This window comes from Streptomyces tanashiensis, assembly GCF_014648895.1.
GTDB classification, from domain to species: domain Bacteria; phylum Actinomycetota; class Actinomycetes; order Streptomycetales; family Streptomycetaceae; genus Streptomyces; species Streptomyces tanashiensis.
On sequence record NZ_BMRZ01000001.1, the window covers coordinates 370046 to 383060 of the forward strand.

At 73.9% G+C, this 13015-nt stretch carries 15 protein-coding genes; 5 read left to right on the forward strand and 10 right to left on the reverse strand.

Features of this window, described 5'->3' with window-relative positions; translation table 11 throughout:
• Positions 1-78: 78 nt before the first annotated feature.
• The 6 genes from IE237_RS01615 to IE237_RS01640 form a co-directional block, all read right to left on the reverse strand.
• Complete coding sequence (locus IE237_RS01615; protein WP_189799966.1) at positions 79-1335, reverse strand: HD domain-containing protein; 1257 nt, start codon at positions 1333-1335, stop codon at positions 79-81.
• On the reverse strand, positions 1332-2726 hold the full coding sequence (locus tag IE237_RS01620) for an HD-GYP domain-containing protein (protein ID WP_368858561.1): 1395 nt from the start codon (positions 2724-2726) through the stop codon (positions 1332-1334). The genes IE237_RS01615 and IE237_RS01620 overlap by 4 nt, the downstream gene beginning before the upstream one ends.
• 148 nt (positions 2727-2874) lie before the next feature.
• Entirely contained in the window at positions 2875-3192 is a 318-nt protein-coding gene (gene rsrA, locus IE237_RS01625) for a mycothiol system anti-sigma-R factor (RefSeq protein WP_189799967.1), read from the reverse strand.
• Positions 3189-3845, reverse strand: coding sequence for a sigma-70 family RNA polymerase sigma factor (locus IE237_RS01630; RefSeq protein ID WP_187282890.1), 657 nt, complete (start codon positions 3843-3845; stop codon positions 3189-3191). Before IE237_RS01630 ends, rsrA begins: the two co-directional genes overlap by 4 nt.
• A gap of 252 nt (positions 3846-4097) precedes the next feature.
• Entirely contained in the window at positions 4098-4730 is a 633-nt protein-coding gene (locus IE237_RS01635; protein WP_189799968.1) for an alpha/beta hydrolase family protein, read from the reverse strand.
• A 33-nt stretch (positions 4731-4763) separates the two neighbouring features.
• Positions 4764-5579 (reverse strand): SOS response-associated peptidase, encoded by an 816-nt coding sequence (locus IE237_RS01640; RefSeq protein ID WP_189799969.1) that lies wholly within the window; start codon positions 5577-5579, stop codon positions 4764-4766.
• A gap of 49 nt (positions 5580-5628) precedes the next feature.
• Here IE237_RS01640 and IE237_RS01645 point away from each other — a divergent pair, with 49 nt between their 5' ends.
• The 4 genes from IE237_RS01645 (at position 5629) to IE237_RS01660 (ending at position 9109) form a co-directional block, all read left to right on the forward strand.
• Entirely contained in the window at positions 5629-6324 is a 696-nt protein-coding gene (locus tag IE237_RS01645) for a M50 family metallopeptidase (protein ID WP_189799970.1), read from the forward strand.
• Between the two features lie 20 nt (positions 6325-6344).
• On the forward strand, positions 6345-7676 hold the full coding sequence (aroA, locus tag IE237_RS01650) for a 3-phosphoshikimate 1-carboxyvinyltransferase (RefSeq protein WP_189799971.1): 1332 nt from the start codon (positions 6345-6347) through the stop codon (positions 7674-7676).
• Positions 7677-7679: 3 nt separating this feature from the next.
• Entirely contained in the window at positions 7680-8693 is a 1014-nt protein-coding gene (rsgA, locus tag IE237_RS01655) for a ribosome small subunit-dependent GTPase A (RefSeq protein ID WP_189799972.1), read from the forward strand.
• Positions 8694-8785: 92 nt separating this feature from the next.
• On the forward strand, positions 8786-9109 hold the full coding sequence (locus IE237_RS01660; protein ID WP_189799973.1) for a DMT family transporter: 324 nt from the start codon (positions 8786-8788) through the stop codon (positions 9107-9109).
• Here IE237_RS01660 and IE237_RS01665 read toward each other — a convergent pair.
• Positions 9001-9636, reverse strand: coding sequence for a TetR/AcrR family transcriptional regulator (locus IE237_RS01665; protein WP_189799974.1), 636 nt, complete (start codon positions 9634-9636; stop codon positions 9001-9003). The genes IE237_RS01660 and IE237_RS01665 overlap by 109 nt on opposite strands.
• Before the next feature lie 117 nt (positions 9637-9753).
• On the opposite strand from IE237_RS01665, the gene hisN reads away from it, so the two are divergent.
• The gene (gene hisN / locus IE237_RS01670) at positions 9754-10554 is read left to right on the forward strand and encodes a histidinol-phosphatase (RefSeq protein WP_189799975.1); all 801 of its coding nucleotides are present in this window, start codon (positions 9754-9756) and stop codon (positions 10552-10554) included.
• Positions 10555-10582: 28 nt separating this feature from the next.
• Here the strand turns inward: hisN and IE237_RS01675 are convergent, their stop codons facing one another.
• Genes IE237_RS01675 through IE237_RS01685 form a run of 3 tightly spaced genes read right to left on the reverse strand, consistent with a single transcriptional unit; the run spans position 10583 to position 12962 of the window.
• A complete protein-coding gene (locus tag IE237_RS01675) occupies positions 10583-11146 on the reverse strand; it encodes an RICIN domain-containing protein (protein WP_189799976.1) in 564 nt (187 codons plus the stop codon).
• 32 nt (positions 11147-11178) lie between these two features.
• Positions 11179-12054, reverse strand: a complete 876-nt coding sequence (locus IE237_RS01680; protein ID WP_189799977.1) for a peptidoglycan-binding protein — start codon at positions 12052-12054, stop codon at positions 11179-11181.
• 5 nt (positions 12055-12059) lie between these two features.
• Entirely contained in the window at positions 12060-12962 is a 903-nt protein-coding gene (locus IE237_RS01685; RefSeq protein WP_189799978.1) for a CAP domain-containing protein, read from the reverse strand.
• Positions 12963-13015: the final 53 nt, after the last annotated feature.

Consider the following 13015-nt stretch of genomic DNA (forward strand, 5'->3'; position numbering starts at 1 on the left):
ATTCCCGCCTGCCGGTCGCTTCACCCTCTTGTTCGCATCCAACCATGCCCGGTCGGACGCGCGCTCATTACCCATGGGTTACCCAGCGACGGCCGAGGTCACCCCAGTGGCTCCGCCCCTTGCCAGGACCCTGGCCAGGCATTCGACGACATCCGGGTGATAGTCGCGGGCGGTGCCGAGCCTGAGCCTCTCCAGGGCCCCCAGGGCGGCCCCCGCCCCGTCCCCCGCGAGATCGTCGTAGGCGTTCACGGCCCGGACGATCCGGGCGGCCCGCGGCTGCTCCCGGTACGGGTCGGCCTGCCGCTCCACGACGACGGCGACGGCCTCGGGGACCCCGGTCCTGCGGACGACCTCGCCGCCCAGGAGGGCGATGCGGCGCTGCTCCTCGGCCGGCAGGAGGGCGGTGGCGCCGCCCTCGACCGGGTCGACGAGGGAGAGCTGTCCGATGTCGTGCATGAGCGCCGCGTGCTCCAGGACGGTCAGCTCGGTCCCGGAGAGGCCCAGCTCGCGCCCGACGGCCGCGCTGAGGGCGGCGACCCGGTGGGCGTGCCCGGGCGGGGTGCAGCCGGCGATCTCGGTGGCGCGGGCGAGGGAGGCGATGGTCTGCCGGTTGACGGTGCGCACGGCCGCGTACCGCCGGAAGGAGAGCTGGGTGAGCAGGAGGGGCACGGCGAGCACGGGCAGGGCCCACAGTCCGGCGGCGGCGACGCCGAGCGCCATCACGGTGCCGGTGGCGCAGACGGCGGAGCCGATGCCGAGGAAGGCGCGGAGTTCGTCGCGGAGGAGGGGGCCGTACGGGAATCCGGTGCGGGCGCGGAGGACGAGGGCGGCGAGCACGGCATCGCACAGGGCGGTCAGGACGAGCAGGAGGACCAGGAAGAGGGCGTACGCCGGGCCCTGGCCGAGGTGCTCGGTGACGGCGCCCGCGTTGTAGAGGGGCTGGAAGCAGAGTGCGGCGAAGCCGACGGTGAGGACGCGGCGGGCGAGGTGGTCGGGGCCGGGGCCCCGGCCCCGGGCGATGTGCGGGACGATCCCGGCGAGGCCCGCGGCGGCGACGACGGCGACGGTCTGGAGGACGCCGTGGGTGGTGGCGCTGCCGGCGCTGGTGCCGAGCAGGGCGTACGCGAGGGCTCCGGCGGCGCCGAGCGGCGCGGGCTCCCGCTCCTGGGGCGCGGCGCCCCAGCGGGCGAGCTCGCCGAGGGCGACGAGGGTGCCGAAGGCGAGGGCGTTGCCGGGTTCGTCGACGCCGGACCAGAGGGTGGCGCCGAGGCCGGCGAGGCCGAGGAGGAGCGCGGCGCCGCGCACGGCGCCGACGGTGAGCGCCCCGGGTCTCACGCGGGCTCCTTGGCCGAGGGGGCGGGGAGGGGTTCGCGCGGCGGGGGCACCTGCTCGGGCCGCGGGGCGGTCTCCGTGGCGGAGGCCGTCTCGTCGGCGGTGGCGGCGGGCTGCCAGCCGTGCCGGTCGAGGGCCTGGACGAGGGCGGTGACCATCCGGGGGTCGAAGTGGGTGCCCGCGCAGCGCTCCAGTTCGGCGAGGGCGGTGGGCACCGGGCGGGCCCGGCTGTAGGAGCGGGTGGAGGTCATGGCGTCGAAGGCGTCGGCGACGGCCACGACCCGGGCGAACTCGGGGATCTGTTCGCCGTGGAGCCCGTACGGGTAGCCGCTGCCGTCCATGCGTTCGTGGTGGTGGAGGATCGCGGACCGTGCCTCGCCGAGGAAGCCGATGCCGCGGACCATCTCGTGGCCGTACTCGGGGTGCAGTTCGATGATCCGGCGTTCCTCGGGGGTGAGAGGGCCGTCCTTGCGGAGGACCCGGGTGGGCACGCCGAGCTTGCCCACGTCGTGCAGGATGCCGGCGAAGCGGACGACGTCGAGGCGGTCCTCGGCCATGCCGAGCTCACGGGCGATCAGGACGGAGGCGTGACCGACGCGTTCGCTGTGACCGCGGGTGTACCGGTCCTTGATGTCGACGGCCTGGACGAGGGCGCGGATGGCGGCCTGGTGGGCGGCGCGCTCGCGGTGGTACTGGGCGAAGACCCAGCAGGAGATGTACATGGGGAGGACGACGAAGAGCGCCGCGACCGGCCCGTAGGTGCTGCGCCAGAGGACGGCCATCATCAGTCCGGCGAGGCCGTGGACGGTGTGCGGGGCGAGGGCCCGGCCGAGGAGGCCGCGCCAGGCGGTCCGCGGGGGCAGTCCGTCGGCGGTGGCCCGGATGCCGCCGTCGAGGGCGGTGAGGACCAGGCAGAAGGCGAGGGCGGCGGCGCCGGCGGGCAGCAGCGCGTACGGCAGGTCGGGGGCGTCCGGGCCGCTGCCGAGGGCGGCGGGCCCGCCGAGGGCGCCGGCGGTGAGGGCGGCGGCCCAGACGGCGAGGGCCGTGGCGGCGGCCCGCCAGGCGCGGCGGGGTGCGGCGGGGGGTTCCGCGACGCGGGCGAGGAGGCTGCCGGGGACGGCGGTGAGCGCGGCGGCGGCGGGCGGCAGGAGCAGTGCGGAGGCGAGGAGCACGGGGAAGAAGGAGCCGGCGCCCATGGGGACGGAGCCGCCGAGGGCGCGGCCGATGAGCCGGCAGCGGGCGGGCAGCTCGCAGAGCGCGTACAGGGCGGCGAGGAGCGCGACCGTGTCCCAGGGGACGGATGCGCCGGGGCGCAGCGCGGGCAGGGCGCACGCCCCGGCGCCGAGCAGGGCGCAGCCGATGTACACCCGGGCCGCTCGCGGAATGACCTTCACGCCCATCACGCCCGTCACGCTAGCGAGTTGGGCGTCCCGGGACGGCACGGTCCGGGTGATTCGCACCATCGGGTGATACAAGCTGATGTATGCGCGAGGCCGCCGCGAAGGGATCGCGGCGGCCTCGACACCCGGTACGGGAGGGGTGTTACTCCTGCGGCGCCGGGGTCGTCGGGGCGCTCACCGTGATGTCCTGCTCGGGCACCAGGTGTCCGGCGCGGATCAGGTCGATCCGGCCCATGACCTTGGCGCGCAGGTCGGTGGGGACGTCGTCACTGCCGCAGCAGCGCTTGACGAGCTTCTTCACCGCCTGCTCCAGGCCGTACTTCTCCAGGCACGGGGAGCACTCCTCGAAGTGGACCTCGAACTTGGTGCAGTCGGTGTCGGGCATCTCATTGTCGAGGAACTCGTAGAGATGATCCAGGACCTCTGAGCAATCCGTCTCGTGCGGCTCTCCGCAGCTCATGAGCCCGAGCCTTTCAGATCGTTCGACGACTCTCCGGCGCCCGCGGGTACCAGCCCGCGGTCGCGAGCGTAGTCCTCGAGCATGCCGCGCAGCTGGCGGCGGCCCCGGTGCAGTCGGGACATCACCGTACCGATGGGTGTCCCCATGATGTCCGCGATCTCCTTGTACGCAAAGCCCTCGACATCCGCGAGATAGACGGCGATGCGGAACTCCTCGGGAATCGCCTGGAGCGCTTCCTTCACATCGGAGTCCGGGAGGTGGTCGAGCGCCTGCGACTCGGCCGAGCGCAGACCGGTCGACATGTGCGACTCGGCGCGCGCGAGCTGCCAGTCCTCGATCTCCTCGGCGGCGCTGCGCTGGGGCTCACGCTGCTTCTTGCGGTACGAGTTGATGAAGGTGTTCGTGAGGATGCGGTAGAGCCAGGCCTTCAGGTTCGTGCCCTCACGGAACTGGTGGAAGGACCCGTACGCCTTGGCGTAGGTCTCCTGCACCAGGTCCTCCGCGTCCGCGGGGTTGCGCGTCATGCGCAGCGCGGCCGAGTACATCTGGTCGAGGAAGCCGAGGGCGTCCCGCTCGAAGCGCGCGTTGCGCTCCTCGGTCGTCTCCTCGGGGCCGTCGTCGGTCCCTGTGTCGGTCCCAGTGACCGGACCCACCTCCTCCAGCGCGGCGGCGAGCCCGAGGGCGGACCCGCTCGTTTCGGAGGATAGACGAGGAACCGCTCCGCCCGCCGCCCGAATCGGGGCGGCCTTGGGCGCGGGCAGCACTGTCCAGTCGAGGTCAGCGGCCTGCGCACGCTCCGGGCAGATGGTCGAACCCATGCGACGGACTCCCTCTTCCTTGCTCTCACACCGACGCTCTCCACAACAGTGACCCCCCGCTCCGCATTCCCGGTGCGGGGGCGGGTGTCAGCGGAGCGCGGAGATCCATTCGGTGACCCCGTCGACGAGGAGACCGAGGGCCTCGTCCTGGCCGAGCGGCGCGCGCTTGGGGACGGCGAAGCCGTGGTCCCCGTACGGGATCTCCACGAGCCCGTACGGGCCCTCCGGGTACTCGGCGGGCCGCCCGAAGGGGTCGTTGCCGCCCTGGACGACGAGGGTGGGCAGTCCGGTGGAGAGGAGCTCCTCGGCGCGGGAGCGCTCGGGCCTGCCCGGCGGGTGCAGCGGGAAGCTCAGGGCGAGGACGGCGAGCGCGCCCAGCTCCCGCCCGGTCCGGCAGGCGACCCGGGCGCCGGCGCTGCGGCCGCCCGCGATCACCGGGAGGCCGGGCTTCGCGAGGGCCGGCCAGAGGCCGCGCCAGCCGGTGTCGAGGGTCTTCGGCGCGGGCGCGACCTTCTTGCCGGCGACCCGCCAGGGCTGCTCGACGAGGGCGACGGTCACGCCGTGCGCGGGCAGCGCCCCGGCCAGGGCCTGGAGGTCGCGGGCCTCGACGCCGCCTCCGGCGCCGTGCCCCAGGGCGAGGACGGCCCAGGGCTTCGTCCCCGCGCGCCAGGTGATGCGCGCCTCACCGGCGTCGGTGGAAACGTTCTCGTACTGTGTCACGTCCCCATCCTGCCGCCCCGCGGGTCCCGGAGGTCAGAAGAGCGTGCCGACCTCCGGTCCCGCCAGCTCCTCCAGGAGCTCGGGACCGTTGTTGCGGACGTTGCTGACGGCGGTGGCGACCGGGTAGGCCCGCATCAGGCCCCCCGGCGGCGGGGCGAGCAGCCCGCGCAGCTCCTCGGGGGCGGTGCGCGCCGGGTCGAGCCAGGCGTCCCAGCGGTCCTCCGTCAGCATGAGCGGCATCCGGGGGTGGATGTCGGCGAGCGAGCCGGGGCCCTCGGCCGGGGCGACGCCCAGCGGTCCGGTCTCGGCCTCGGTGGTGACCACCGAGCAGGTCACCCACCACGCGGAGGGGTGGCCGTCGGGCAGGGTGCGGTCCCGCCAGAACTCGTAGAGCCCGGCCATCGCGAAGACGGAGCCGTCCGCCGGGGTCACGAAGTACGGCTGCTTCCGCGTCCGCTTCCTCTTCCCCTCGACCTCCAGGTCGCGCTCGGCGGCCCCCGTCACCCACTCGTAGTAGCCGTCGGCGGGCAGGATGCACCGGCGCGACTGGAAGGCCCGCTTGAAGGAGGGCTTCTCGTCGACGGTCTCCGCGCGCGCGTTGATCATCCGGGCGGCGCCCTCCGGCGACTTCGCCCAGGACGGCACGAGCCCCCATTTCAGCGCGCGCAGCTGGCGAACCGGGCGCGGCGATCCGGCGTCTTTCAGAGGACGCTCCAGAACGGCCCAGACCTCTTTGGTGGGGGCCACGTTCCAGTCGGGGGCCAGGGTCTCCTCCGGCTCCCACTTCTCGACCCCGAAGAGACCCACGAGGTCCTCGGGACGCCGACTCGATGCATACCGTCCGCACATACGTGCCACACTGCCACGATCCCCGACCTCCCGAGGAGCGGCCCGGAAGATGGACTTCGCGATCGACCTCCTGAGCCCGCAGCCCGCCCCGGCCGAGTGGATCGTCTGGTTCACGGCCGGCTGCGCGCTGAGCCTGGTCGTGTTCCGGCGGCTCTGGCTCCTGGCCCGGAACGCGGTCACCATCGCCCACGAGGGCGGGCACGGGCTCGTCGCCCTCGCCACCGGCCGCCGCCTGGAGGCGATCCGGCTCCACTCCGACACCAGCGGCCTGACCGTGTCCCGGGGCCGCCCGACCGGCGTCGGCGTGGTCCTCACCCTCGCCGCCGGCTATCCGGCGGCGCCGCTGCTCGGGCTCGGCGGCGCCGCGCTGCTCGGCACCGGCCACGTCACCCTGCTGCTGTGGATCGCGACCGGACTCCTGCTCGCGATGCTGGTGATGGTCCGCAACGCGTACGGGATCCTCACCGTCGTCCTCACGGGCGCCGCCTTCCTCCTCGTCTCCTGGCAGACCGGCCCCGAGGTCCAGTCCGTCTTCGCCTACGCGGTGGTCTGGTTCCTGCTGCTCGGCGGCGTCCGGCCCGGCTTCGAGCTCCAGGCGAAACGGCGCCACGGCGGCGCGCCCGACTCGGACGCGGACCAGCTCTCGCGGCTCACCCACGTGCCCGCCGGGGTGTGGCTCCTCTTCTTCCACACGGTCGCGATATCCGCCCTGATCGGCGGCGGGCGCTGGCTCCTGGGCTTCTGACTCCCCCGTACAGTGAGTCCATGACCGCAGCAGCTTCCGTGCACACCGACCCGCCCACCGACCTCTGGCCCGCCCCGTACGCGCGCGGCGCCGTCGACGCGACCGTCACCGTGCCCGGATCGAAGTCGGTCACCAACCGCGCCCTCGTCCTCGCCGCGCTCGCCGCCGAGCCCGGCTGGCTGCGCCGCCCCCTGCGCTCCCGCGACACCCTCCTGATGGCCGAGGCGCTCCGTACCCTCGGCGTGAAGATCGAGGAGGGCGTGGGCCCCGACGGCTCCGGCGAGGCCTGGCGGATCATCCCCTCCCCGCTGCGCGGACCCGCCGCGGTCGACGTCGGCAACGCGGGCACGGTCATGCGCTTCCTGCCCCCGGTCGCGGCCCTCGCCGACGGCCCGGTGCGCTTCGACGGCGACCCCCGCTCCCACGAGCGCCCCCTGCACGGCGTCATCGACGCGCTGCGCGCGCTCGGCGCCCGCATCGACGACGACGGCCGGGGCGCGCTCCCCCTCACCGTGCACGGCGCCGGCGGTCTCGACGGCGGCACGGTCGAGATCGACGCCTCCTCGTCCTCCCAGTTCGTCAGCGCCCTGCTGCTCTCCGCGCCCCGCTTCAACCAGGGCGTCGAGGTACGGCACGTGGGCAGCCGGCTCCCCTCGCTCCCCCACATCCGGATGACGGTCGACATGCTGCGCGCGGTCGGTGCCCGGGTCGACGAGCCGGAGCACGGCGGCGAGCCGAACGTGTGGCGGGTGACGCCCTCCGCGCTGCGCGGCCGGGACCTCGTCGTCGAGCCCGACCTGTCGAACGCGCAGCCGTTCCTGGCGGCGGCCCTGGTGACCGGCGGCCGGGTGACGATCCCCGACTGGCCGGCGCGGACCACCCAGCCGGGCGACGAGCTGCGCCGGATCTTCACCGAGATGGGTGGCTCCTGCGAGCTCACCGACGCGGGCCTGACCTTCACCGGCACGGGCCGCATCCACGGCATCGACGTCGACCTGGGCGAGGTCGGCGAGCTGACCCCCGGCATCGCGGCGGTCGCGGCCCTCGCCGACTCCCCCTCCACCCTGCGCGGGGTCGCGCACCTGCGGCTGCACGAGACGGACCGGCTCGCGGCGCTCACCAAGGAGATCAACGAGCTCGGCGGCGACGTGACCGAGACCGAGGACGGTCTCCACATCCGCCCGCGCCCGCTGCACGGCGGCGTCTTCCACACGTACCACGACCACCGCATGGCGACGGCGGGCGCGATCATCGGCCTCGCGGTCGAGGGCGTGGAGATCGAGGACGTGGCGACGACGGCGAAGACCTTGCCGGACTTCCCGACGATGTGGACCGAAATGCTCGGGGTCTGAACCATGCGGCGCTACGGCAAGAACACCGACGAGGACGACATCCGCCAGCGGCCCAACCGCAAGGGCACCCGTCCCCGCACCAGCATCCGCCCGAAGCACGAGGACGCCGTCGAGGGCATGGTCCTCACCGTCGACCGGGGCCGGCTGACCTGTCTGGTCGACGACCGGACCGTGACGGCGATGAAGGCACGCGAGCTGGGCCGCAAGGCCGCCGTCGTCGGCGACCGGGTCTCCCTCGTCGGCGACCTCTCCGGCGAGAAGGACACGCTGGCCCGGATCGTGCGGATCGGCGAGCGCAGCTCGGTGCTGCGGCGCACGGCCGACGACGACGACCCGTACGAGCGGGTGGTCGTCGCCAACGCCGACCAGCTCGCGATCGTCACCGCGCTCGCCGACCCCGAGCCGCGCCCCCGGCTGATCGACCGCTGTCTGGTGGCGGCGTACGACGGCGGGCTCTCCCCGCTGCTCGTCCTGACCAAGTCGGACCTCGCGCCGCCGGACACGCTCCTGGAGATGTACGGCGCGCTGGGCGTGCCCCATGTGGTGACCACCCGCGAGGAGTTCGTCGACGGGGTCGCCGCCGAGCGGGTGCACGAGCACCTCAAGGGCCGCACCACCGCGTTCGTCGGCCACTCCGGCGTCGGCAAGACGACCCTGGTGAACGCCCTGGTCCCGGCGGACCGTCGGCGTACCACGGGTGTGGTCAACGCGGTCACGGGCCGCGGCCGGCACACCACGACCTCGGCGCTCGCCCTGCCGCTGAACGACAAGGAGGGCGGCTGGGTCATCGACACCCCGGGCGTGCGCTCCTTCGGTCTGCACCACGTCGATCCGTCCCGGGTGATCCTCGCCTTCCCCGAGCTCGTACCGGGCACGGAGAACTGCCCGCGCGCGTGCAGCCACGACGAGCCGGACTGCGCGCTCGACGCGTTCGTGGCGGAGGGGCACGCCGATCCGGCGCGGCTGTTCTCGCTGCGGCGGCTGCTCGCGACCCGGGAGCGACGCGAGGGCGACTGAGCCGTCGGCGTTTACGTCCGCTCGCTGTCGGTAAGTGCATAATCGCACCAAGTGCGACGAAGCAGTCACCGACGGCGTGGGAGGCACTGACGATGGCGTGGCTGCTGGTGGTGATCGCGGGGATCCTGGAGACGGGCTTCGCGGTCTGCCTGAAGCTCTCGCACGGTTTCACCCGGCTGTGGCCGACGGTCGCCTTCGCTGCCTTCGCCCTGGGCAGCTTCGGACTCCTCACGCTGGCGCTGCGGAAGCTCGACGTGGGTCCGGCGTACGCGGTGTGGACGGGGATCGGCGCGGCCGGGACGGCGATCTACGGCATGGTCTTCCTCGGCGACGTGGTCTCCACGCTCAAGATCGTCTCGATCAGTCTGGTGATCGCGGGCGTCATCGGGCTCCAGCTCTCCGGCTCGGCGCACTGAGGGCCCACCGGCAGGGCCGGTGCGACGACGTGACTGAGGGCGATCCGTACGGCGAGTTCGCAGCCGGCCGCCCACCCCTCGCCCGCGCAGGCCGCGGTCTCCGCGACGAGCTCGCCGGGCGCGGGCGGACCGGCGTCGGCGCGCCGCTGGGCGGGGACGGGGGCGAGCCGGGCGCCGGGGCGCACCGGCCGGGGCTGGGGCAGCCGCTCGTTCCAGGCGCCGGTGAGCAGGGCACGGAGTATCGGGCGGACGGCGGCGCGGGCGACGATCCACTCGGCGACGGCCACGAGGTTCCGTTCGGGCGGTCCGGGGGCGGCGAGCAGGCGGCGCACGCCCTGCAGATAGGTGTCGGCCTCCCTCCGTACGAGGGCACGGGCCAGCCCGTCCTTGGAGCCGAACTCGTTGTAGAGGGTCTGCCGGGAGACCCGGGCTGCGGCGGCGAGGTCGGCCATCCGCACGGTGGACCAGGAGCGGTGCGCGAGCGCGGCGAGCGCGGCGTCGAGCAGTGCCTCGCGGGCGTTCGCCATCCTCACCTCCGGGAGGGAACGGTTCTCCGCTCAGCGTCGGCAGGCGTCCACACCCTGTCAAGGGGCCGCGGTGGACGCTTCCGCGTGCGCTCCCGGCTCGGGGATAGAGTGCCGACCATGGCCGACTACCACGATGATCTGCGTCTCGCCCACGTCCTCGCGGATGCCGCCGACGCGGCCACCATGGACCGATTCCAGGCGCTCGACCTCCAGGTCGAGACGAAGCCGGACATGACTCCGGTGAGCGAGGCCGACAAGGCGGCGGAGGAGCTGATCCGCGGACAGCTCCAGCGCGCCAGGCCGCGCGACGCGATCCTCGGCGAGGAGTACGGCGTGGAGGGCACGGGCCCGCGCCGCTGGGTGATCGACCCGATCGACGGCACGAAGAACTACGTGCGCGGGGTGCCGGTCTGGGCGACCCTGATCGCGCTGATGGAGGCCGGCGAGACCGGGTTCCAGCCGGTGGTGGGCGTGGTGTCCGCCCCGGCGCTCGGCCGGCGCTGGTGGGCGGCGAAGGGCCTCGGCGCGTACACCGGCCGCAGCCTGGCCTCGGCGACCCGCCTCGGCGTCTCGAAGGTCGCGTCCCTGTCGGACGCCTCCTTCGCGTACTCCTCGCTGAGCGGCTGGGAGGAGCGGGGCCGCCTCGACGGCTTCCTCGACCTCACGCGCGCGTGCTGGCGGACCCGGGCGTACGGCGACTTCTGGCCGTACATGATGGTCGCGGAGGGCTCCGTGGACATCTGCGCCGAGCCGGAGCTGTCGCTGTGGGACATGGCCGCGGTCGCGATCGTCGTCCAGGAGGCCGGCGGCACGTACACCGGCCTCGACGGCCGCCACGGCCCGCACAGCGGGAACGCGGCGGCGTCGAACGGGCTGCTGCACGGGGAGCTGCTCAGCTACCTGAACCAGGAGGGCTGAGCGGCCCCGTCCGCGGGCTGTTCCGGCGTCAGCCGAGCTTCCACCACTGGCCGGCGTCGTTCGCGTCGCACGGCTCCATGGCGTTGTAGTAGCCGACGCCGGGCGACTTCAGGCACTGGCCGGTGGCCACGTTCTTGGCCATCCGCCAGCCGTTGCCGCCGTCGATGAGCCGCCACTTCTGGTTGTCGTGGGTGCCGCTGCCGTACTGGTCGTTGAGGCCCTGCCAGCCGTGGGGCGCGTCCCAGATCTGCGGGACGTTCGTGCGGCGGTCGACGTCGAGCACCTTGCCGTCGCCGCCGTGGCTGATCACGCTGGTGCCGTCGCAGTAGTTCCACACCGCCCAGGTCTGGGCGGGCGAGCCGTTGGGCGTCCAGGTGACCAGGCGCTGCCCGTTGACCTCGCTGTTGTTCAGCAGGTCGAGGGCTCCGCCGCGGTAGGTGGCGACCTCCGTGGTGGAGTGCAGGGCCGGCGGGAACAGCATGCAGGTGTCGTCGGAGGCGGTGGCCTGCGCGGCCGGAGCGGTCGCCAGGGCCGCCCCCGCGACGGCCAGGGCGGCGCCGAGACCGGCGGCGAGGGTACGGAAGGTGTTCATGAGCGTCCTCTCGTGGGTGGGGTAGGGGGGTGTCACGCGCCGACCTGGAAGCCGTGGGCCCTGCCCAGGCGGTCCAGGGTGGTGCGGCCGGGCATGCCGTCGGCGTCCGCGCCGGTGTAGCCGCAGCGGCGCTGCCAGGCGGCGTACGCGGTGACGGTCCTGGTGCCGAAGGAGCCGTCGGCCCACTCGGCGGGCAGCAGCCCTTCGGCGGCGAGCGCCTTCTCGACGGGCAGCACGTCGGCGCGGTGGGCCGCCGCGCCCTGCGCCGCGGCCGGGTCGGTACGGGCCGCCGCGAGCACCCGGGCCAGGCTGATCACGGACCGCAGGCGGGAGCGGTCCGCCGCGCCTCCGGTTCCGCCGGCCTTCGCCGCCCCCGCGGCGGCGAAGAGCCGGGCCGGGTCGATCCTCCCCGGGTCCCAGTGGTCGTTGCCGGGGACGTTCACGTGGCCGAAGTGGCCGCCCCTCCCCCGCCAGTCCGTACGGGACCGCTCCCGGCCCGCCCAGACGTCGGGCACGCCCCAGGAGCGGGCCGCCGCCATGAGCGCGCGGAAGTTCGGGCCCGGCTTCCAGTAGGAGGTGAACGGGGTCGCGGCGCGGGCCAGGACCTCGATCTGCACGCAGACCCGGCCGGTCCGGTTGGTCCGGGTGTCCCCGTCGTTGCGCAGCGCCCGGGCACTGCGGTCGAGCGGCCCGAACTGGCCGAGCCGGTCGGTGGTGGGGTCGTACAGGAGGTGGGGTTCGCTGCCCTGCCGGATCAGGTAGGCGCCGACGGAGGCGAAGGCCGCGTTCCCCGCGCCGCTCTCGGTGGTGTGCCAGACCACCCGGGGCGGCAGCTCCGGGGTGTCCATCGGTCCGCCGATCGCCCCGTCACCGAGGCGTACGGCCCCGGGGATCCATGCCGTTCCCATCGGGCTCAGCTCCCGAAGGTCTGCACGAACCGGCCCCAGTTGCCGCGCCGGCGGGGCGCGTAGCCGACGCCGAGGTTGCGGTAGGCGCCGTTGAGGATGTTGGTGCGGTGGCCGGGGCTGTTCATCCACATCCGCATGGCCTCGGGGACGCTGTTGGACGGGGTGACGTTCTCCGCGCGGGCGGTGTTGCCCGGGTAGCCGGCGTCACTGATGCGGCGGCTGAAGTCGGAGCCGTCGGTGCCGTTGTGCTGGGTGAGGTCGTTCGAGGCCATGTCGTCGGCGTGGCGCTGGGCGGCGGACGACAGCCGGTCGTCGAGCCGCATGTCCGGCACGCCGGCGCGGCGGCGCTCCTCGTTGACCATGGCCAGCATCTCGCCGTGGACCCCGCCCGGCGCGGGCTGCGGCTGGGGCTGCGGCTGCGGCCGGCTGCCGCCGCCCTGGCCTCCGCCGGTGGTGCCCGCCGGGGCGAGCTGCCAGAGCTGGCCCTGGTTGGCGGGGTCGCGTCGCCAGACACCGAGCGGCGCGCCCTGCGCGTCGGCGGTGAGGTACGCCGGTCCCTCGTCGGAGCGGGCGCTGCGCAGCAGGACCCGGTCGTTGCCCGCGTCCTCCAGGTGCCAGCGCTGGTTGGCCTGGCCGTGCTCCTGGAACAGGTGGGTGGTGTAGTTCGAGAAGTTGTAGTCCATCACCATCGCCTGGCCGGGGGCGTGGGCGTTGTGGGTGAGCTGGGTCTCCAGGAGGAAGGTGCCGTTCTCCTTGGCCCAGAAGACCCAGCCCTGGGCGGCGGTGCCGTTGGGGCCCCAGGCCTGGATCCGGTTGCCGTTGCCGGTCTGGCTCGCGTTGACGTCGGCGGCCCGGCCGTTGCCCGAGATGAGCGTCCAGACCTGCCCGTTCTGCGGCTGTGTCGTCATGTCGTGATGTCTCCTGTCGTGTCGGTGACCTGACGGGAAGTACGGTCACCGAC

Bases quoted from the DNA above. Each gene is read 5' to 3' on its own strand.
- rsrA (WP_189799967.1), bottom strand. From the start codon at position 3,192: ATGAGCTGCGGAGAGCCGCACGAGACGGATTGCTCAGAGGTCCTGGAT.
- IE237_RS01640 (WP_189799969.1), bottom strand. From the start codon at position 5,579: ATGTGCGGACGGTATGCATCGAGTCGGCGTCCCGAGGACCTCGTGGGT.
- IE237_RS01645 (WP_189799970.1), top strand. From the start codon at position 5,629: ATGGACTTCGCGATCGACCTCCTGAGCCCGCAGCCCGCCCCGGCCGAG.
- aroA (WP_189799971.1), top strand. From the start codon at position 6,345: ATGACCGCAGCAGCTTCCGTGCACACCGACCCGCCCACCGACCTCTGG.
- rsgA (WP_189799972.1), top strand. From the start codon at position 7,680: ATGCGGCGCTACGGCAAGAACACCGACGAGGACGACATCCGCCAGCGG.
- IE237_RS01660 (WP_189799973.1), top strand. From the start codon at position 8,786: ATGGCGTGGCTGCTGGTGGTGATCGCGGGGATCCTGGAGACGGGCTTC.
- IE237_RS01665 (WP_189799974.1), bottom strand. From the start codon at position 9,636: ATGGCGAACGCCCGCGAGGCACTGCTCGACGCCGCGCTCGCCGCGCTC.
- hisN (WP_189799975.1), top strand. From the start codon at position 9,754: ATGGCCGACTACCACGATGATCTGCGTCTCGCCCACGTCCTCGCGGAT.
- IE237_RS01675 (WP_189799976.1), bottom strand. From the start codon at position 11,146: ATGAACACCTTCCGTACCCTCGCCGCCGGTCTCGGCGCCGCCCTGGCC.
- IE237_RS01680 (WP_189799977.1), bottom strand. From the start codon at position 12,054: ATGGGAACGGCATGGATCCCCGGGGCCGTACGCCTCGGTGACGGGGCG.
- IE237_RS01685 (WP_189799978.1), bottom strand. From the start codon at position 12,962: ATGACGACACAGCCGCAGAACGGGCAGGTCTGGACGCTCATCTCGGGC.